Consider the following 19683-nt stretch of genomic DNA (forward strand, 5'->3'; position numbering starts at 1 on the left):
GGCCTGTCAAGGGCGCTCCTTCGTCGCGTCGCTTCGCGATGTCGCTGCGCTCCACCCTTGACAGGCCGTCCCGACACGGAAAAACGAAGACTGCCGGGAAACCCCCAAAAGAACGGGCCGGTCCGAGGATCAAGGGCGGGTCGATCAGGGATGTCCGGGCCGCCTGGGGATGGGCCGGGCCCGAGCCCGGGCCCTCGCAGGTCGCTTCCCGAGCCGGGCAGTCGGCCAACCTCCCCCAAACACCGGCCACAAGCCCCTCGGGGGAGGGCGGGCGCGTCAAATCGCCACGCGCTCCTCGGCGACGGCGTCTGCCACCCGTCTGGGGCTGGTCATAAGCCGCGACGGATCGCTACACAGCTGATGTCGTCCGGCGTCTATCAGCCCGGCATGGGTTGGACATAGGCCGCCCACGATGATCAGTTGAGACGCTTCGTGGGCGTCTTCGGGTTCATTTGAGGGTCTTCGGCGTCCTGACGGAGCGGTATGTCGGTGATCTCAACCTCTCACTACGGCAAGAGGCCACAGGCGCCGCAATCAGCCACAAACAACCTGCTGTCGCCTACTCGGGGACGCTTGTAGCGATTGTGGGCGGCTTATGTCCGGCCCCAGACGGGCTGCGGACGCCGTCGGCGAGGAGCGCGTAGCGATTTGACGCGACGTGCCTGCCTGACCTCCCGCCAGCCCCATTTCGCCGGTGTTTGGGGGTGGTTGAGCCGCCCCCGACCCTGAGGGCGGTGTTGATGGGCCCGGGGCTGGCCTGCCGTCGGGAAACCGGCCGTCCATCGCGACCGCCCCGTCCATTTGCTTCTGACCCGGCCCGTTCTTTTGGGGGTTTCCTGGCAGTCTCTTGTCTTTCCGTGGCGGGACGGTCTGTCAAGGGTGGAGCGCAGCGACATCGCGAAGCGACGCGACGAAGGAGCGCCCTTGACAGGCCGGCCCGACACGGAAGGACTATGGGACTGACGGGAAACCCCCAAGGCCTCTCTGATGCCCTGGGGAGTAGCTGCCGCCTACCGCCGGGCGCCCGTGACGCCGCCGAGGAACTCGGTCCAGGCCGTGGGTGTGACGGCCAGCTCGGGACCCGCCGTCACCTTGGAGTCCCGGATGTGGATGGCTTCCGTACAGGCGGCGACCTCGACGCAGTCGTCGCCCTGGCTGCCGCTGTGCGTGGACTTGTGCCAGGAGAGGGCGACCTCGACGCAGTCGTCCCCCTCGCTTCCGCTGTAGCTGCTCTTGAACCACCGCAACTGGGAGCTATTCACAGGGAACCTCGCATTCGCATCAACAGGCCCGCGCTGTCCGCCGGGTTGAGGGCCTGGATGCGAAGTTTGGCATACCGCTGGTGAAGGTCGCTGATGGCTTTCGGGTCGGAGATAACCTGGCCCGTCTTGGGGCCTTCGCTGTATCCCACCCACTCGTGGTCATTGGTTTCGAGGAGTCGGAAGGGGCCGTCGGTACCCGCGTGTTGCGGACTGACCATCGGCATGATCTGGAGGTCCACATTGGGCAGCTTCCCCACCTCCAGCAGGTGGTCGATCAGATCTCGCGTCACCTCCATCCCGCCCGTCTGCCGTTCGATCACCGACTGCTCGATGATGAAGCTGAAGGCCACGTACGGCGTCTTGAGGAGCAGTGTCTGTCGGGCCAGCCGGAACGTGATGCGGGCCTCCGCCTCTTCCGGGGTCGGCAGCGGTGGGACGTCCCTGATCTGGGCCCGCGCGTACGCCTCCGTCTGTAACAGCCCCGGAATCGACCTGCACTCGTACGTATTGAGCGCGACGGCGGTCTCCTCCAGCTCCGCCCATCGTCTGAACCACTTCGCCAGCCCCCGCCGCCGCGTCAGCCGTTGCGCCGCGATGCGGATGACCCCGAAGCCGTCCAGTGCCTCCTCCGCCCGGTCCACGAACTTCGTGGACGGGTGGCGGCGGCCCTGTTCCACCGAGGCCACGTACTGGACCGAGTAGCGCACCAGCGGGTGGAGTTGCTCCTGGGTCAGGCCGGCGCGTTTGCGGAAGGCCTTGATCGTCTCGCCGAAGTTCCGCAGGTCGTCGTCGGGCTCGACCTCGGCGTCGCCGCTCTCGTCGGCACTCGTCACAGCGGTCACCTCCCCGCAATCAGGTTCACGGACGGTGACTACTACTGTCCAGAGAGTGGACTACTACACTTCGAAAGTAGTAGTCGGGATGTTGGGAACTTCCGTGGTCACGCGGGACGTTCATTCCATGACCGCACCTACCGGCCCCGCCCAGGCCCTCGTACGCACGTTCACTCAGCGTTTCAGTTGCACCCCGCGCGGCGCCCGCCTGGCCCGGCAGCTCGCGCTCGTCGAGCTGCACGACTGGGGCATCCCCGAGTCCACCGCGCTCTCCGCCGACGCGGGCCTTCTCGTCGCCGAGCTCGCCGCCAACGCCGTCACGCACGGGCGTGTCCCCGGCCGGGACTTCGAGGTGCGGATGACGCTGCTGGAGGGTGTGCTGCGGGTGGAGGTCTCGGATGCGCGGGGGGACCGGCGGCCGGTCGTGCGCCCGCACGGGTATCAGGCCGAAAGCGGCTACGGGCTGCGGATCGTCGATGCTGTCGCGGAGGACTGGGGGGTTATGGACCGCCTGATCGGCAAGACGGTCTGGGCCGAGCTGGGCCGTCGGGCCGCAGCAGTGGCGCGGATGCGGCAGATGGTGGCGGGTGGTGAGATCGACTTCAGCGGTCGCGATACACCTCGCGTCGGTGACCCGCTGCCAGTACCCAGATGATGAGTCGGCCGTCCTCAGCGGTGTAGACCACGCGGTAGTCGCCGACGCGAAGGCGCCGGCGCGACGCGTGCCCATGCCCTCTGGAGTTCGGCGAGCCGATGGCGTGGGGGCGGGGGACTTTGAGGAGGTCGCGCTGAGCGTGTGAGGTGAACCGGGTGACGTAACCCATTCGTCAGGCCTAATGGTCGCGGAGGATGGCGGCCATCTCCTCAAGCGAAATGGATCCTTCGAGGCCTTCGCTCTCGGCTTCGTCGGCCATGCCGTTCAGCCGCGCGTCCTCGGTCTCATCGGCGAGGCGGATCACGGGATCGCTCATGCAATCAATGTGCCAGATGTACGTAAGCGGGCCCGTGCGCCGCATCCCCGGCTGACCCGGCCTGTCACGGGCGCCAGCGCGGGGCCTCGTCGTCCGGGGTGTCGGGGCTGGCGAAGTGGAACGGCACGCCGAGGTGGTCGGCCAGCGCCCGGCCCGCCTCGGCCGCGGCCCCGGCGGGGGCGCGGTCTCGGCGGTGGTAGACCGTGGCCAGGTGGTGCTGCCCGGCGGGGTCGTTCGTGATGGCCAGCAGGTTCACGAACCAGTCGTGGACCGTGTCCCCGTCCCAGACGGCCTCGATCGCCACCACTCGGGCCCGGATGCCGGAGGCGCGCGCGGCGAGCGATTCCAGGTCCAGCGGGCAGTCGGGGGTGCGGGCGATCCGGTCGCCGTGGAAGACGTAGCGCTCGTGGACCACCACCTGCGCCTCGTTCAGGTCGAGGCCCCGGCCGCGGCCGGTCTCCCAGACGATCCGGACCGCCTGCATGCGGCAGTCCTGGAGGACGTACCCGTCCACCTGGGTGCGGATGCCCGCCGGGAGGCTCTCCCACCAGTCGTTCACGTGCAGGTCCATCGTGTGTGCCCCCTCGGCTGATCCGGCTGCAATCTTCGGTGACGCAGAGCCCGGCGTCGAAGGGGTTTCAGAGGTCTGCCGACCGCGGAGCGTGGCCTGAGCCGGGGCCGGCCGACAGCCGGGGATGGGCGGCCCGCCGGGCGCGGAGGCCGGTGGCGGGCCGCGCGGTGCTACTTCTTGGTCGGGAGCGCCGGGAGCTTGCCCGGCTCGCTCTTCTGGTAGGTGTCCGTGCCGGCGCCCTCCCAGGTGACCTTCAGGCTGGTGGCGTCGACCGAGTCGACCTTGCCCTTCGAACGCGTCGCGCCGGTCGGGCACTTCAGGTCGAAGGACTTCCCGTCGGTGGTGCCGTCGCAGGTCAGGCCGGTGGCCGTCTCGATCACGATCGCGTTCTTGCCCTTGACGGTGAGCACCACGCCCTTGCCCGGCTGCATGGAGATCCAGCCGCCGTCCAGGCCGTCCGCGGCCGCACCCGCGGCGGGGGTGGCGGCCGGGGCGGGGGCCGAGGTGGCGGGCTTCTTGTCCGCCTCCGGGGAGCTGTCGCTGCCGCAGGCGGTCAGGGTCAGGGCGGCCGCGAGTCCGGCGGCGGCGATGGCGGAGATACGCAGGTGGCTGTACACGGGAAAGTCCCCCAGGAGAGCGAGTTGAACGGCGGAACGTGCCAGAGTACCGGCCCGTTCGGGCGGTCAGAGGCGCTCGAATACACGCTCGGGAGGGGTCGGGCGGTTCCGTCAACGGGACTCGGGGGTCAGAAGGTTCAGAGGTACTGCGCGAAGTCGTCCAGGGTGCGCAGGATTTCCGGTTCCGGGGCCGAGGGGAGTTGGAGGACGACCTCCTCGATGCCCAGGTCGGCGTAGTGGCTCAGCTTGCCGGGGTTGGGCTGGACGGCGAACGGGACCACCTGGAGGGACTTCGGGTCGCGGCCGGCGGTTTCCCAGACCTGGCGCAGGACCGGGAGGGACTCGGTGAGGCCGCGGCCGCCGATGGGGAGCCAGCCGTCGGAGTGGTCGGCGATGGCCGCGAACAGCTTCGGGCCGGCCGCGCCGCCGATCAGGGTGCGGGGGCCGTGGAGGGGGGAGCCGGGGGCGAGTTCGCGGGGGGCCTGGGCGGGCTTGGGGAACGCGGAGCTCGCCTGGACGGAGGAGTACTGGCCGACGTACGCCGTGGGCTCGGGGGCCCACAGGGCCCGCATCAATGCCATCCGGTCGCGGACCAGTTCGCGGCGGGTGCGCCACTCGACGCCGTGGTCGGCGGCCTCTTCGACGTTCCAGCCGTAGCCGACGCCCAGGGTGAAGCGGCCGCCGGAGAGGTGGTCGAGGGTGGCGATCCGCTTCGCGAGGTCGATGGGGTCGTGCTGGGCGACGAGGGTGATGCCGGTGCCGAGGTGCAGCCGCTCGGTCACGGCGGAGGCCTGGCCGAGCGCGACGAAGGGGTCGAGCGTGCGCCCGTACATCTCGGGAAGCTCGCCGCCCATGGGGGCGGCGCTGAAGCGGCTGATGGGGATGTGGGTGTGCTCCGGGAGGTAGAGGCCGGAGAATCCCCGCTCTTCGAGGGCGCGGGCGAGACGGACGGGCGAGACGGTGCGGTCGGTGAGGAAGACGGTCGTGGCGATCCGCATGTGTGCTGGCACCTCCGAGTCGTGGGAACGGCAACGGTACGGGGTGGGCGCGCAATTGTTGAGGGTGCGTCAGCTCGGGTGTGCGGGGTGGACGAGGTGCGCCGGATAGCGGGCCGTCCAGCCGGAGCCGGCGGCGGTGGGGCCGTGGAGGGTGGCGCCCTGGGTCATCTCCAGGGCGAAGTCGTCGGCGAGTTCGAGGAGGGTGGCGCGACCTTCGACGTCGGCGAGCCAGGCCGCCGGGAGGGCGGTCTCGCCGTGGAGGGCGCCGAGCAGGGCCCCGCACAGGGCGCCGGTGGCGGGGGAGTCGCCGCCGTGGTTGACGGCGAGGCGCAGCCCGTGGGGGACGTCCTCGGCGACGAGGGCGCAGTAGAGGGCGACGGCCAGGGCGTCCTCGGCGCTGTGGTCGGGGCCGGGGGCTAGGGTCTCGACGGCCTCGGGGCCGGGCGGGGCCGCGGTGACGGCGGACAGGGCGCGCTGGAGGGCGTCGGTGACCGGCTGGTGTCCGGGGCGGGCTCCGAGCAGGCCGAGGGCGCGCTGGACGGCGGAGTCGAGGGAGTCGCCGCGGGTCAGGCCGTGCACGATGACGGCGAAGGCACCGGCGGAGAGGTAGGCGGCCGGATGGCCGTGGCTCTGCGCGGCGCATTCGACGGCGAGTTGGAGCACGAGGGCGGGCTCCCAGCCGACGAGCAGTCCGAAGGGCGCCGAGCGGGCGGTGGCGGCGGCGCCGCGGGCGGTGGGGTTCTTCGGGTGGTCGAGGGTGCCGAGGACCTCGTCGGCGAAGCCGGTGAGGCAGGAGCGGTCCGGACCGCGGCGGGCGTAGAGCCACTCCTGCTGCGCGAGCCAGCCGTTGTCCTTGCGGCGCTCGTCGGGGCCCCAGTCGTGCTGGGTGGCGGCCCAGCGGCGGTAGGCGCGGTGCACGTCGGTGGGCGGGTGCCAGGCGCCGGTGTCCCGGCGTACGTGGGCCCGTATGAGGCCGTCCACGGTGAACAGGGTGAGCTGGGTGGCGGCGGTGACGGCGCCGCGGCGGCCGTGCGCGGGGGCGGGCTCGGTGAGGCCGTGCGGGCCGTGTTCCTCGCGGATGGCGTCGAGGGACAGGCCGGCGAGGGGCGCGCCGAGGGCGTCACCGATGGCGGCCCCGAGGAGCACGCCGCGGACCCGGCTCCGGAAGTCCTGCTGCTCGACGCGGCCCCAGAGCCCGGTGGTCACGCGGCGAGGTTCGCGGGCCCCGCTGCGGTCGGCCTGCGCGGCCCGGGAAGCGGCGGGGTGCGGGCCCGCTGCCGCGAGGCCGGTGCCGGCAGGGGTGCCCGCGGGTGGGGTGGCTCCGGTGACGTGGGTGGGGGCCGGGGCGAGGCCTGCTCCCGCGAGGCCGGTGCCGGACGGGGTTCCCGTGGTGAGGTGCGTGCCCGCCGGCGGGGTGGCCGCCCGCGCTGCGGCGGGGTGCGGGCCCGCTGCCGCGAGGCCGGTCCCGGCGGCAGGGATGCCTGCGGGTGGGGTGGCTCCGGCGAGGTGGGTGGGGGCGGGGGCGAGACCTGCTGCCGCGAGGCCGGCGCCTGCGGGTGGGGTGGCTCCCGTGGGGTGGGCGACGTGGGTCGGGGCTGGGGCGAGGCCTGCTGCTGCGAGGCCGGTGCCGGTGGGGGGGCCTGCGGGTGGGGTCATGCCCGTGGGGTGGATGTCCTGGGCCTGGGCCGGGGCCGGGGCGAGGCCCGCTGCCGCGAGGCCGGTGCCGTGGGCCGGGGCGAGGCCTGCTGCCGCGAGGCCGGTGCCTGCCGGTGGGGGGTGGGGGGTCGTCGGTGGGAGGGTCGCACCGGTGGCGTGGGGCGGGGTGAGGGAGCGGGCCGTGGCGGGGTGCGGGAGCGCCGGCGCCGGGGCATCCATGGCGTACGTGGGGCTCGTACCGGCGCCCCGCGCAGGGGGCACCGATTCCGGGCCACCGCCAGGGCCGGGGCTGTCCTTGTCGTCCACCGTGCCGCTCGTACCGATCACTTCATCCACCCCCGGCACCCGTGCCTACCCGCCGCGCATGCGAAACCCGCACTGTAGTGGACACGTTCGATCGATTCCGGAGCCAGTGTGTCAAGCGGCCCGGAAGTGAGGGGAGAACGGCCGGAAAGCGAACACTTCCGGCCGCGACCTGGCCGATGGCACGTTTTGCCACTCGCCTTCGGCTCGGCCGGTCCCGGCCACACCTCGTTCATCGGACGTTTCCCGCAGCCGCCCAATGTCGGCGGCATGAAGAAGGCACTCCTCGCCGCGACCGTCGTCGCCTCCGCTCTCACCGCATCCCTGGTCGTGGTCCCCGCCGCCTCCGCCTCCGGCCACCACAACCACAACCACAACAGCCGGTCCTCGATCCCCTTCACCGAGGCCACCGTCACCGCCGGCGCGGACGGTTCCTTCACCCTGAAGTGGAACGCCAAGGGCACCAAGCGCGTGGAGATCAAGGCGAACGGCAAGGTCGTCGCCAAGGGCGGCGCCCAGGGCCAGGCCGTGGTCACCGGGCTGCCCGCCGCCGACCGCCAGTGGTTCGACTTCGACCCCGAGCGCGGCGAAGGCCTCCACCTCGCCGACCGCCAGGTCAAGCTGGAGGGCGCCGTCAACTTCCGTGACGCGGGCGGCTACCGCACCACCACCGGCCAGTGGGTCAAGATGGGCGAGGTCTACCGCTCCGACGCCCTCAACAAGCTGACCGCGAACGACCTGGCCAAGCTCCGGCGCCTGCGCGTCAAGACCGTCTTCGACCTGCGCATGCAGGACGAGCGCACCAAGGACGTCGACAAGGTCCCGGCCGGCGCCACGTACGTCGTCGCCGACGTCTTCGCGGGCTCCGGCTCCTTCCAGTCCCTGCCCAAGACCCCCGAAGAGGCCGTCAAGGCCATGATCGACGCCGAAAAGGCGATGGTCGGCGGCGACGGCGGCAAGAAGGCCTACACCCAGGTCTTCGAAGGCATCCGGAACGACGACGCCCGCTCCGTCCTCTTCCACTGCACCGCCGGCAAGGACCGCACCGGCTGGGCGAACGCCGCCCTGCTGACCGCCCTCGGCGTCCCGAGCGAGACCGTCATGGCCGACTACCTGGCCAGCAACGACTACCGCAAGGCCGCCAACGACCAGATCCTCTCCCACCTGCCGGCCCCGCAGGCCGCCGTCTACAAGCCGATGCTCGACGTCCGTCCCGAGTACCTGAACTCCGGCTACGACGAGGTCAAGGCGAAGTACGGCTCCTTCGACCGCTACCTGAGGGACGGCCTGGGCATCGACGCCCACGAGCTGAAGCAGCTCAGGAAGGACCTGCTCGTCGGCTGACCCCGACGCGTGGTCACGCGGCCCGGCCGGAGCAACACGCCCCGGCCGGGCCCGTCGCCGTCAGTCCAGTACGGGCAGCAGTTCCGGCAGGTGCCCGTCCGAGGCGCGTGCCGCCTCCTGCCGCTCCCGCGGCACCTCCCCGTACAGCGTCGTACGGGCCTTCGCGGGACGTCCCGCCGCCTCCGCGACCGCGATCAGGTCCTGGACCGACTTGTACGACCCGTAACTCGACCCCGCCATACGCGAGATGGTCTCCTCCATCAGGGTCCCGCCCAGGTCGTTCGCCCCGGACCGCAGCATCTCGGCCGCGCCCTCCGCACCCAGCTTCACCCAGCTCGTCTGGATGTTGGTGATGTGCGGGTGGAGCAGGATCCGGGCCATCGCCGTCACCGCCCGGTTGTCGCGCACCGTCGGGCCCGGCCGGGAGATCCCCGCCAGGTACACCGGTGCGTTGGTGTGGATGAAGGGGAGGGTGACGAACTCCGTGAAGCCGCCGGTCCGCTCCTGGATCCGGGCCAGCGTGCGGAAGTGGCCGAGCCAGTGGCGCGGCTGGTCCACGTGCCCGTACATCATGGTCGACGAGGACCGGATGCCCAGCTCGTGAGCGGTGGTGATGACGTCGATCCAGTCCGCCGTGGGCAGCTTGCCCTTGGTGAGGACCCAGCGCACCTCGTCGTCCAGGATCTCCGCCGCCGTGCCCGGGATGGAGTCCAGCCCGGCCTCCTTGGCCGCCGTCAGCCAGTCCCGTACGGACATCCCCGTGCGGGTGGCCCCGTTGACGACCTCCATCGGCGAGAAGGCGTGCACGTGCATGCCGGGGACCCGCTCCTTCACCGCGCGCGCGATGTCGAAGTACGCCGTCCCGGGCAGGTCCGGGTGGATGCCGCCCTGCATGCACACCTCGACCGCGCCCACGTCCCAGGCCTGGGCGGCCCGGTCGGCGACCTGGTCGAGGGAGAGCGTGTAGGCGTCGGCGTCCGTACGGCGCTGCGCGAAGGCGCAGAAGCGGCAGCCGGTGTAGCAGACGTTGGTGAAGTTGATGTTCCGCGTGACGATGTACGTGACCTCGTCGCCCACCACCGACTTGCGCAGGTCGTCGGCGATCCGGCACAGCGCGTCCAGGGCCGGCCCGTCCGCGTGGAGCAGCGCCAGGGCCTGTTCGTCGGTCAGCTTCGTCGGGTCGTCGGCGGCCTGCGCGAGCGCGCCCCGTACGTCCGTGTCGATGCGCTCGGGCACCATCCCGGGCGCGGCCGCTTCGCGGAGCGCCTCCCAGTCGCCGTACACCTCGTCGAAGTCGTCGCGGCGGTCGCCGGTGCGGCCCTCGGTGTCGATGGTGGCGTGCAGATCGGTGCGCCCGTACGCGGCGAAGCCCTCGTCGGGCTCCTGCCACGGCCGACCCTCGACGGTCGCGCCCTCGTCGGCCAGCCCGCTCTCCGCGTCGGCGAGCGCGCGCACGTGCGGCAGCAGCCGGGGGTCCAGCCAGGGCTCGCCGCGCCGCAGGAACTCCGGGTAGATGGTGAGGCGTTCGCGCAGCTCGAAGCCGGCGGCGGCGGTGCGCTCGGCCAGTTCCTCGATGTGCGGCCAGGGGCGCTCGGGGTTGACGTGGTCGGGGGTCAGCGGCGAGACCCCTCCCCAGTCGTCGATGCCCGCGCCGATGAGCAGGGCGTACTCGGCGTCCACCAGGTTCGGCGGGGCCTGTATGCGGGCGCTCGGGCCCAGGATGTGCCGGGCGACGGCGATGGCGGCGGCCAGCTCCTCCAGCTCCGCGTCCGGCATGCCGCGCATGGCGGTGTCCGGCTTGGCGCGGAAGTTCTGGACGATGACCTCCTGGATGCCGTGGTAGCTGCGCTGGATCCGGCGCAGTTCGAAGAAGGCCTCGGCGCGCTCCTCGTAGGACTCGCCGATCCCGATCAGCACCCCGGTGGTGAAGGGGACGTTCGACCGGCCGGCGTCCTCCAGCACCCGCAGCCGGACCGCCGGGTCCTTGTCGGGGGAACCGTGGTGGGGTCCGCCGGGCTCGGACCACAGGCGGGTCGCGGTGGTCTCCAGCATCATGCCCATGCTCGGCGCGACGGGCTTCAGCCGCTGCAGCTCGGACCACGACATGACCCCGGGGTTGAGGTGCGGCAGCAGCCCCGTCTCCTCCAGCACCCGGATCGCCATGGCGCGGACGTACGCGAGCGTGTCGTCGTACCCGTGCGCGTCGAGCCACTCACGGGCCTCGGTCCAGCGGTCCTCGGGGCGGTCGCCGAGGGTGAAGAGCGCTTCCTTGCAGCCCATCGCGGCGCCCTGGCGCGCGATGTCGAGGACCTCGTCGGGGGAGAGGTACATTCCGTGCCCGCTCTTGCGGAGCTTTCCGGGCACGGTCACGAAGGTGCAGTAGTGGCACTTGTCGCGACACAGGCGGGTCAGGGGGATGAAGACCTTGCGGGAGTACGTGATGACGCCGGGCCGCCCGGCGGCGGCGAGCCCGGCGTCCCGCACCCGTGCGGCGGAGGCGGCGAGGTCTCTGAGGTCCTCGCCGCGCGCCCGGAGGAGTACGGCCGCCTCTGTCGCGTCGAGCGCGACGCCGTCGCGTGCCCGCCGGAGCGCGCGGCGCATCGCGTTTTCGGTCGGAGCGTCACTCGGAGTGGTCATGCGGTGAGCATACGATCCGCTCGGGCGCGGGCGGAGGGCGTCATCGCATCAGCTCACCGGCGTTGACCAGCAGCGACTGGCCGGTTATCGCCCGTGCGCGGTCGGAGGCCAGGAAGGCGGCGGCGTCGGCGACGTCCCCGTCGGTGGCGAGGTCGGGCAGCGCCATGCGGTCGGTCAGGCGGGCATGGACGTCGGCCTCGGGCACGCCCTCCGTGTGGGCGGTGAAGGTGACGAAGGCCTGCACGGGCGGCCCCCACATCCAGCCGGGCAGCACGGTGTTGACGCGGATCCGGTGCGGGCCGAGCTCGCGGGCCATGGAGTACATGGCGGAGGTCAGGGCCCCCTTGGAGGCGGCGTAGGCGGCCTGCTGCACCTCGTTGGGCGCGGCGACGGCGGACTGCGTCCCGATGATGACCACGGACCCGCCGCGCTCCTTGAGGGCGGGCAGACAGGCGCGGGTCATCCTCAGCGTCCCGAGCAGGTTCACGTCGATGATCTGCTGCCAGGTCCCGAAGTCGGCGTCCTCGATCCCGCCGAAGTACGAGTCCCAGGCGGCGACGTGCACGACGGCGTCGACCCCGCCGAACCGCTCCCGCGCGAGCGCGACCAGGGCCTCGCACTGCGCCTCGTCGGAGATGTCGGTGGTCCGGTAGGCGGTGTGGATCCCGTCGGGGTCGATCTCGGCGGCGGACTTCGCGAGGTTCGCCTCGGTCCGCGCCCCGAGCACGGCGTTCCCCCCGTCGCGCACCACGGTGGCGGCCACCTGATGCCCGAGCCCGGCCCCGACGCCGGAGACGATGACGGTCTTCCCTTGCAGCAGCATGGCGCGCCTCCTGGGACGGCGGGGCTGAGCATTGATCTGACGGTGCGTCAGGGTACGGCGGCGGGCCGGGGTTGTGAAGGGGTGGGCGCGGGCTCCGCTCCGAGTCAGCCGCGCTGGGCCAGGACCAGGTGTGTCACCTGGCGGGCCATGAGGGAGGTCGGGAACTCGCCGATGCCCTTGCCGTCGGACGAGAGCCTCCGGAAGTCGACTATCACCGTGCCCACGCGGGCGACGACGTGCTCCTCCGTCGTCGCGTCCCGCTGTCCCGGAACGTCCGTGGCCAGCGCGAAGGCCAGGGCCTCGTCGCCCTGGGCGGGAGAGGTCCGGTCCACGAAGGTCACCACGGGGGCGTCCGGGGTGCCCGCCTCGGAGAAGGACTGGCAGCCGGCCCGCGTGGTGCGGAGCTTGGCGAAGGCGTTGAGGGCGTCGGTGACGTTCCCGTAGGCGGCGAGGGTGGTGCCGGCCCAGACGCCGCGCTTCCACTGGAAGGCCTGGGTGACCACCACTGGTGCGGACGCCCCGTCCTTGAGGGCCAGGAACTGTCGGCACTCCGGGTCCGAGAGCTCCTTGACCGGGTCCGGCCGGCGCTCCTCGGCCGGCGGGGCGTCGACCATGTTGACTTCCTGGGCGGACAGGGTCGCGGCGAGAAGGGCCTTGGCGTCGAGCGGCTTCGGGACGGGTGAGGGTGAGGGTGAGGAGTCCGTGGAGGTGTTCTTGGCGTCGTCCGTGCCTGACAGGGGTCCGCACGCGGTGGTGAACAGCCCCAATGCCAGCCCGAGCCCGATGACCGGCGTCGCGAGGGGTCTGTGTCGTACTCGGCCGCGCATGTGCAGTCTCCCGCCGTCGTTGCTGGTCACAAGCCGCCCGTGACCCTATGGCTCAGGGGCGGCTCGGGGCCACGGGTTTCCCATCATGCGGGCAGGGGGCCGTCGTTCAGCGGCCGGGCGCGTGGCCGAGCGCGTGGCCCGGCGTGGGGCCGAACACGTACCTGTCCCCGTGGACCGCCGTTCCCAGGCGGCGCAGCCCCTCCGCGATCTCCTCCGGCGTGTGCGTCGTGAAGGAGAGGCGGAGGGTCCGGGTGTCCGGGCGGCCGGTGAAGAAGGGGGCTCCGGGGACGAAGGCCACGTCGTGGGAGATCGCCGAGCCGAGCAGGGCCGTCGCGTCGTACCCCTCCGGCAGGGTGGCCCAGATGAACATGCCGCCCTCGGGCCGGTTCCATGAGGAGCCCGTCGGGAGGGCTTCGCCGAGGCCCGCCAGCAGCGCGTCGCGGCGGGCCCGGTAGGCCGTGCGGACCTTGGCGATGTGGGTGCCCAGGTCCACCGCGGCGAGGTAGCGGGCCGCGGCCAGCTGGTCCACCGTCGAGGTGTGGAGGTCCGCCGCCTGCTTCGCGACCACCGCGGCCCGGCGCAGTGCCGCCGGCGCGCGCAGCCAGCCCAGCCGGAGCCCCGGCGCCATGATCTTCGAGAAGCTGCCGAGCAGCGCCGTACGGTCTTCAGCCCCCGGGTGCGCGGCGAGCCAGGGGACGTCCGTGCCCTCGTAGCGGAGGTCTCCGTACGGGTCGTCCTCCACGAGCCACAGCCCGAGACGGGCGGCTATCGCGGCCACCGCTGCCCGGCGGGCGGCCGGCAGGGTGCGGCCGGTCGGGTTCTGGAAGGTGGGGATGGTGTAGAGCAGCTTCGGGCGCTCCCGCACGACGAGGTCCTCCAGGGCCTCCGGGATGATGCCGTCCGCGTCGCAGGGCACGGGCACGATCCGCGCCCCCGCCAGCCCGAAGCACTGCAGCGCCGCCAGGTAGGTGGGGTTCTCGACCAGCACCACGTCCCCGGGTTCGACCAGGGCGCCGGTGATGAGGGTGAGGGCCTGCTGGGAGCCCGAGGTGACGAGCACGTCGTCCGCGCCGGTCGCCAGGCCGCGCGCGGTGGCCCGGGCGGCGACGGCCTCGCGGAGCTCCAGGTCGCCCTCGGTGGTGGAGTACTGGAGCGCGCGCCGCGCCGATGTCGTGAACGCGGCGTCGTAGGCGGCCCGCAGGCCCTCGGCGTCGAAGAGCTCGGGCGCGGGGAGACCGCCGGCGAAGGAGATCACGCCGGGGCGTTGGGTGAGCGCGAGGATCTCGCGCAGGGGGGACCCCTCCACGGACGTGGCGCGGGCGGCGAGGGAGGGGGGCGCGGCGATGGAAGCGGAAGTGACGGCGGCGGCAGGCACGATGGCTCCTCGGGATTCGGGTGCGCGCATCGTAACCAGAGAAGCTTGTATACGGCATGTATGTGTCAGGTTGTGAACCAGGCGCCGCCCGACCCCTCCCGATCTGACGTTGTATCAGCTAGACCGGTGCCATGACGACTGACAGAGAACAGGACACCCGCGTCGAGGACTACGCCGAGCTCGCCGCCGTCGGCCCGTACGGAGTGCGCCCCGGCCACGCGCTGATCACGATGGTGGAACCGCACCCGGGCCACGAGTTCGCGTACAACCGCTGGTACGAGGACGACCACTACTACGCCGGCGCCATGGCCATGCCCTGGATGTACGCCGGCCGCAGGTGGGTGGCCACCCGTGAACTCCAGGAGCTGCGCTACCCGGAGAAGTCGGCCGTCGCCCAGCCGGTCACGGCGGGCTGCTACATCTCGACGTACTGGGTCACCGAGGGCCGCTACGACGAGCACATGAAGTGGACCGTCGGCATCAACAAGCGCCTGAACCGCGACGGCCGCGTCTACCAGGACCGGACGCACGTCTTCACGTCCTTCCAGGACCACCAGGCCACCGTCTACCGCGACGGCGCCGCCGGCCCCCGTGACTTCCACGCGCTCGACCACCCGTACGCCGGGCTCGTCGTGCAGGTCGTCGACGCCGACGGGCCGGAGCAGCGGGCCGAGTTGCTGGAGTGGCTGCGCTCGCGCGCCCTGCCGAAGCGGCTGCACGGCTCGCCGGCCGCGATGGTGACGGTTTTCCGGCCGACGCCGCTGCCCGGCGACCGGATGACCTACGTCAAGCAGGTGGAGGGGGTCGACACCCGCCTCACGCTGCTGTGGTTCCTCGAAGCCGATCCGCGGACCTGCTGGGATCGCTTCCAGGGGCTGGACGCGGAGGTCGCGGAGGCGGGGCTGGGGCGGGTGGAGCTGGTGGCGCCGTTCATCCCGACGGTGCCGGGGACCGACCGGTACGTGGACCAGCTGCGCTGAAGGCCGCCGGGGCGCGGGCATGGCCGAGCCCCCTCGGCCAGGACGGCGTGCCGGTCGAGAGGGCTCCAGTCGGTGGTGCTGGTGGTGCGGGTGCTGCGGGGCGTTCGGGTGGTGCCGGTGGTCGTATGGATGAGGAGGTTGGGGCGCATGCCGTGACGTTCAGGCGAGGCGCCCCATCCGACCCTCGGTGACGTCGGCGACGAACGAGGTCCAGGAGCCGGGCGCGAAGGTGAGGGACGGGCCGTCCTGCACCTTCGAGTCGCGGACCGCGATGGCCTCCATGACGGGGGACTTGACCTCGACGCAAGCGCCGTTGGCGGAGTAGGAAGACTTGGTCCAGTTGTCCGTGGCGCCCTGGCGAATAGCCATGTTTCTCTCCGGTTCAGCGAGTAGTTCCGGTAGTTCAGGTGTCGTGTCGGCCACGTTTCCGGCTGACCTGTTCGACGCTACCCGCAGCTCCTGATGGGTGAAGAAGACGTTCACCCGACCGAGTGGCATATTCCATTCAGGCCTTCTGTGGCCGGGGAGTGACGGTGTACCTTACCGATTCGCTTCATCGCGTCGCCCGATTTCTGAGGGTTAGTACTCCAGCTGTAGATCGTGATCTTGCTGGCGGGGCCGCGTACGGGCACCGTTGATCATCGTTGCGTGAAGACAGAAGATCAGGTGGTGGCCGTAAGTCACGGCGTGGACCCCGCCCGCTGGCAGGAAGCTCGCGGAGTGGGCCGGGGAGGCTGGCCCGCACGGCATGCAACGTCTGCTGCGCCGGGCCTCCTGGGATGCCGACGCCGTCCGCGACGACGTGCGCGAATACGTCATCGAGCACCTCCACGACGAGGCGGCAGTGCTGGTCGTCGGCGAGACCGGCGACGTGAAGAAGGGCACCCACGGTCGGGGTCCAGCGCCAGTACACCGGAACGGCCGGGCGGATCGAGAACTCCCAGGTCGCCGTCTACCTCGTCTACGCCGGCGAGCGGGGACACGCGGCGGTGGACCGGGAGCTGTACGTCCCGCGCTCTTGGCACCCCGGGCGCTGCCGGGCAGCGGGGCTCGGCGGCGACACCGTCTTCGCGACCAAGCCGGAACTGGCCCGGACGATGATCGAACGCTTCCTGGACGCCGGACATCACGCGGGCTGGGTCACCGGTGACGAGGTATACGGCAGCAACCCGAAACAACGCGGCATCGGTTATGTCCTCACGGTGGCCTGTTCGGCCGAAGCGGTTACCGATGCGGGCACATTCCGCGCCGACGTCTTGGTGAAGAAGGTGCCGAAGCGTGCCTGGCAGAAACTCTCGGCTGGACGCGGTGCGAAGGGACAGCGGTTCTACGACTGGGCCGTCATCGATCTCACCGAGGCGGCGCCGGGCAGCCGCCGGCTCCTGATCCGCCGCAACCGTACTCGGCGAACTCGCCTACTACCGCTGCCTCTCACCCCAGCCGGTGCCGCTGACGAGCTCGTGCGGGTAGCCGGATCCAGATGGCTGTGGAAGAGACCTTCCAAACCGAGAAGGGGCTGGCCGGACTCGATGAGAACCAAGTCCGCCGCTACCCCTCCTGGACCCGCTGGGTCACCCTCGCGATGCTCGCTCACGCCTTCCTGGCCGTCGTCCGCGCCGATGAACACGCCCGCAACCCCGCCCCAAACGGGCTGGTCCCGCTGTCCTGTAACGAGATCCAGCGCCTGTTCATCACGCTCGTCTTCCAGCCCCTCCACGATGTCGCCCACCGACTCGGCTGGTCCGACTGACGACGCCGCCATCAGCAGCGGTCCCGCACCAGCCATTACCAGCGACAAGCCGCATGCCAGACATGAAGATCACGATCTGCGCTGGAGTATTAGTCACCTTTTTCTGCATACTGGTTGATGATCTCGGAGATGAACTTCCGGGTCTGTTCCACATTGAGGGCCTGTGCGCGTAGGTGCTCGTACATCACGCTGTACTTTTGAACGTCGTTGGCCTTCTCCAGGTACAGGTCGCTCGTCACGCCCTCGATGTAGACGACACTCGAGTCGGAGGCGTCCGGGAATTCCAGAATGGCGTACTGGCCGTTGACGCCAGGATGCGCACCCAGCGAGAAGGGCATCACCTGCACGGTGACGTGCGGCTGCTCTGACTGCTCTATCAAGGACTCCAGCTGTCGGATCATCAGCTGAGCGTCACCAACCCGTCGGCGTAGTGCTGCCTCGTCGATTACCGCCCACAGGCGTAGGGGCCCGAGCTCCGGGTTGTTGTTGTCTGTCTCGGAGAGCCGCTTCTGGCGGTGCATCCGCACCTGGACACGCTTTTCCACGTCGGGGGGCGCAGTCTCCGGCCAAGCGCCGCGGACAAGCGATTGGGCGTACTCCATGGTCTGCAGGAGTCCTGGGATGACCAGGGGCTCGTACGTGCGCAGGCTGGCGGCGTCCGTCTCCAGGCCGATGTAGACGCTGTACGGGATGTCGCCGAAGGCGTGCCACCAGCCCTGCTGGCGCGAGTCCTTCGCCATCTGCATGAGGGAGTCGACGAGCCGGCGGTCCTCGACCTCGTACACGTCGCACAGGTCGCGGACGTCGCGCTGGCTGATGGAACGGCGGCCGTTCTCCAGCCGACTGATCTTGGACTGGGAGACGAGCAGGCGCTCGGCGACCTGCTCGGCCGTCATGCCCTTGTCTTCGCGGAGCTTGCGCAACTCCATGCCCAGTCGGCGGCGTCGGACGGTGGGATTGACATTGGACGCCACGTGAACGGCACCTCCGCCTTCTTCTGTCGTGCAGCAGCTGTCTCTCTGCGTGTCTGATGTTGAGCAGACTGCCACCGAAGAGTGCGACGCCGCTGGGGAACGGCCGGGAAAAACAGACGCGCGGGGTGGCGGGACCGGCGAACAGGTCCCGCCACCCCGCGCGCTGGTGGCTCTCGAACGGGTGGAGCTCGATCGATCAGTGCGCGGCCGCGCGGGCCATCGCACCCGTCCGGCGCGGCTGCAGCGGAACCCCGCTCGCCGTGGCCCGGGCGGCCGGCTGGGCCGGTGCGCGGTCGCGGCGCGGCTGTGCGGCCACGCCGTTCTGGACGTCCATGACGGCGTGCGCCACGAGTCCGCCCATCGGGTCGTGCCGGATCAGGTCCCGCAGTCGGGACCTGGACGACCGCCCCTCGTTGCCGGGGTACAGGTGCTTGCCGAGTCCGACCGCGTGGGCCAGTGCGGCGAGCGCCGCGGTCCGCGGGTCCGGCGGTACGCCGGTGCGGATCGCCGTGTCCAGCCGGGCACGGATCTCCCGGCTGATCGCCGTGTCGGTCGCCTGGTAGCGAGTCGTCGGCAACACCCCGCACATCTGTCCCGCGACGGCATGGACCATGCCGCAGCGCTCCAGATGCGCGAGGTAAATCTGGCGGAGCCCCAGTCGGGGTCCACCGATCCAGTGGACGGCCCGTACCGGGCTGCCGCGCCTGCGCAGCAGTTCCAGTGCGGAGTCCAGAGTCGGATCTCCTGTCGGCCGTGGCATCACCACGGCGATACGATCCCCGTCAGGGGCTATCCGTCCTGCCAGAGCCAGCTCCACTAGCTGTGCCCCGGCCAGGCCGAGGTCGAGCGACTGCGGCTGCGCCGTGGTGCCCGTGGTCGGGTCCAAGGCGAGCAGCAGAAGCTCCTCCGGAATTGTTCTGCGGCTCCTGCCCATCCATGCCTCCCCGCGTGGATGAGTGACAGGGTGACGCCTCTCACATTCATCTGTCGAGAGCGCCTGCCTGCTTTGTGGGGGAACCCGCAGCTATGTCGTTCTCGTCTAGCACGGGGGCGATGCCCCCGAGACGGGACACTGTTAGACATTCGGACAACCGGTCGTGGCGTCGATGGAGGAGGAACGGTGGCGGGCGAGTCCCCCGACAAGTCGGTAGATGAAGGAACGCCGGGGACGGTGGAGTCCTCCGAGGGGCGCGACCCGAGGCTGTCGGTGCTGCGGCCGAGGGAGCCTGAGGGTGGGTCAGGGGTTTCCACGGAAACCGCGGCCGAGGCTCCGTCCGAGCCCGAGCCCGAGCCCGAGCCCGAGCCCGAGCCCGATGCCGATGTCGATGTCGATGCCGAGCCCGAGGCCGGCGACGCCGCCGGTGCCGCCGGGCAGGATCCGCTGAGGGAGGCGGTGGCCGCCTGGGTCGCCACGACCGACGCCGAGTCCTCCGGACGGGTGGAGCCGGATGCGGATGCGGATGCGGGTACGGACGCCGAGCCCGCTTCGACCCCGGCCGCCGAGAAGCCCGGTTCCGCCGTGGGCGGGGCGGCCGCTGACGCCGCGAAGCCCGCGGCCGGGACGACCCCTGCCGCCCGGAAGCCGGATTCCGCTCCTGCCCCGGAGGGAGCTTCGGCCGAGGCCGCGAAGCCCGCGGCCGGTGCGGCTCCCGATGCCGCCGAGCCTGGTTCCGCTTCTGCCGCGGACGAGGCGACGACTGACGCCGTGAAGGCTGCGCCCCCGGTCGCCCCGGACGCGGCTCCCGCTGCCCCGAAGCCCGCG

18 protein-coding genes and 2 pseudogenes are annotated in these 19683 nt (G+C 71.2%); 5 read left to right on the plus strand and 15 right to left on the minus strand.

Features of this window, described 5'->3' with window-relative positions; all coding sequences use genetic code 11:
- Window positions 1-1010 precede the first annotated feature (1010 nt).
- Window positions 1011-1262 (minus strand): DUF397 domain-containing protein, encoded by a 252-nt coding sequence (locus ACFV9H_RS21595; protein WP_385400569.1) that lies wholly within the window; start codon window positions 1260-1262, stop codon window positions 1011-1013.
- On the minus strand, window positions 1259-2095 hold the full coding sequence (locus ACFV9H_RS21600; RefSeq protein ID WP_385400571.1) for a Scr1 family TA system antitoxin-like transcriptional regulator: 837 nt from the start codon (window positions 2093-2095) through the stop codon (window positions 1259-1261). Before ACFV9H_RS21600 ends, ACFV9H_RS21595 begins: the two co-directional genes overlap by 4 nt.
- A 127-nt stretch (window positions 2096-2222) precedes the next feature.
- Here ACFV9H_RS21600 and ACFV9H_RS21605 point away from each other — a divergent pair, with 127 nt between their 5' ends.
- Window positions 2223-2750, plus strand: coding sequence for an ATP-binding protein (locus ACFV9H_RS21605; RefSeq protein WP_385400573.1), 528 nt, complete (start codon window positions 2223-2225; stop codon window positions 2748-2750).
- Here the strand turns inward: ACFV9H_RS21605 and ACFV9H_RS21610 are convergent.
- From ACFV9H_RS21610 to ACFV9H_RS21635, 6 genes are all read right to left on the minus strand, one after another.
- Entirely contained in the window at window positions 2698-2919 is a 222-nt protein-coding gene (locus tag ACFV9H_RS21610) for a type II toxin-antitoxin system RelE/ParE family toxin (RefSeq protein ID WP_385400576.1), read from the minus strand. The two genes, ACFV9H_RS21605 and ACFV9H_RS21610, sit on opposite strands and share 53 nt — an antisense overlap.
- Before the next feature lie 9 nt (window positions 2920-2928).
- Entirely contained in the window at window positions 2929-3066 is a 138-nt protein-coding gene (locus ACFV9H_RS21615; protein WP_385400578.1) for a hypothetical protein, read from the minus strand.
- Between the two features lie 64 nt (window positions 3067-3130).
- Window positions 3131-3637, minus strand: coding sequence for a hypothetical protein (locus ACFV9H_RS21620; RefSeq protein WP_385400580.1), 507 nt, complete (start codon window positions 3635-3637; stop codon window positions 3131-3133).
- Window positions 3638-3807: 170 nt separating this feature from the next.
- Complete coding sequence (locus tag ACFV9H_RS21625; protein WP_385400582.1) at window positions 3808-4254, minus strand: hypothetical protein; 447 nt, start codon at window positions 4252-4254, stop codon at window positions 3808-3810.
- A gap of 137 nt (window positions 4255-4391) precedes the next feature.
- Complete coding sequence (locus tag ACFV9H_RS21630; protein ID WP_385400584.1) at window positions 4392-5252, minus strand: TIGR03619 family F420-dependent LLM class oxidoreductase; 861 nt, start codon at window positions 5250-5252, stop codon at window positions 4392-4394.
- 69 nt (window positions 5253-5321) lie between these two features.
- The gene (locus tag ACFV9H_RS21635; protein WP_385400707.1) at window positions 5322-6458 is read right to left on the minus strand and encodes an ADP-ribosylglycohydrolase family protein; all 1137 of its coding nucleotides are present in this window, start codon (window positions 6456-6458) and stop codon (window positions 5322-5324) included.
- A gap of 1023 nt (window positions 6459-7481) precedes the next feature.
- Here ACFV9H_RS21635 and ACFV9H_RS21640 point away from each other — a divergent pair.
- The gene (locus tag ACFV9H_RS21640; protein WP_385400587.1) at window positions 7482-8555 is read left to right on the plus strand and encodes a tyrosine-protein phosphatase; all 1074 of its coding nucleotides are present in this window, start codon (window positions 7482-7484) and stop codon (window positions 8553-8555) included.
- 60 nt (window positions 8556-8615) lie between these two features.
- Here the strand turns inward: ACFV9H_RS21640 and ACFV9H_RS21645 are convergent, their stop codons facing one another.
- The 4 genes from ACFV9H_RS21645 to ACFV9H_RS21660 all read right to left on the minus strand — a co-directional run bounded on the left by ACFV9H_RS21645 (window position 8616) and on the right by ACFV9H_RS21660 (window position 14247).
- A complete protein-coding gene (locus ACFV9H_RS21645) occupies window positions 8616-11192 on the minus strand; it encodes a bifunctional FO biosynthesis protein CofGH (RefSeq protein WP_385400589.1) in 2577 nt (858 codons plus the stop codon).
- Window positions 11193-11232: 40 nt separating this feature from the next.
- Window positions 11233-12015: an SDR family oxidoreductase gene (locus ACFV9H_RS21650; protein ID WP_385400592.1), complete on the minus strand. Its 783-nt coding sequence runs from the start codon at window positions 12013-12015 to the stop codon at window positions 11233-11235.
- 104 nt (window positions 12016-12119) lie between these two features.
- Entirely contained in the window at window positions 12120-12842 is a 723-nt protein-coding gene (locus tag ACFV9H_RS21655) for a hypothetical protein (RefSeq protein WP_385400594.1), read from the minus strand.
- Window positions 12843-12948: 106 nt separating this feature from the next.
- Window positions 12949-14247, minus strand: coding sequence for a PLP-dependent aminotransferase family protein (locus ACFV9H_RS21660; RefSeq protein ID WP_385400596.1), 1299 nt, complete (start codon window positions 14245-14247; stop codon window positions 12949-12951).
- A 101-nt stretch (window positions 14248-14348) separates the two neighbouring features.
- Here ACFV9H_RS21660 and ACFV9H_RS21665 point away from each other — a divergent pair, with 101 nt between their 5' ends.
- On the plus strand, window positions 14349-15197 hold the full coding sequence (locus ACFV9H_RS21665) for a hypothetical protein (RefSeq protein ID WP_385400598.1): 849 nt from the start codon (window positions 14349-14351) through the stop codon (window positions 15195-15197).
- A 159-nt stretch (window positions 15198-15356) separates the two neighbouring features.
- Here ACFV9H_RS21665 and ACFV9H_RS21670 read toward each other — a convergent pair whose 3' ends face one another.
- The gene (locus ACFV9H_RS21670) at window positions 15357-15566 is read right to left on the minus strand and encodes a DUF397 domain-containing protein (protein ID WP_365170229.1); all 210 of its coding nucleotides are present in this window, start codon (window positions 15564-15566) and stop codon (window positions 15357-15359) included.
- 343 nt (window positions 15567-15909) lie between these two features.
- Here ACFV9H_RS21670 and ACFV9H_RS21675 point away from each other — a divergent pair.
- Window positions 15910-16944 (plus strand): annotated as a pseudogene (locus ACFV9H_RS21675) (IS701 family transposase); the annotation flags it as partial.
- A gap of 92 nt (window positions 16945-17036) precedes the next feature.
- Here ACFV9H_RS21675 and ACFV9H_RS21680 read toward each other — a convergent pair.
- Both ACFV9H_RS21680 and ACFV9H_RS21685 read right to left on the minus strand, forming a co-directional pair.
- Window positions 17037-17921: a helix-turn-helix domain-containing protein gene (locus tag ACFV9H_RS21680; protein ID WP_385400601.1), complete on the minus strand. Its 885-nt coding sequence runs from the start codon at window positions 17919-17921 to the stop codon at window positions 17037-17039.
- Between the two features lie 196 nt (window positions 17922-18117).
- Entirely contained in the window at window positions 18118-18855 is a 738-nt protein-coding gene (locus ACFV9H_RS21685; RefSeq protein WP_365170235.1) for a GPP34 family phosphoprotein, read from the minus strand.
- Window positions 18856-19092: 237 nt separating this feature from the next.
- Here ACFV9H_RS21685 and ACFV9H_RS21690 point away from each other — a divergent pair.
- Window positions 19093-19683: pseudogene (locus ACFV9H_RS21690) on the plus strand (hypothetical protein); the annotation flags it as partial.

Origin of the sequence: Streptomyces sp. NPDC059874, from assembly GCF_042731135.1 — a bacterium.
Classification (GTDB): Bacteria; Actinomycetota; Actinomycetes; order Streptomycetales; family Streptomycetaceae; genus Streptomyces.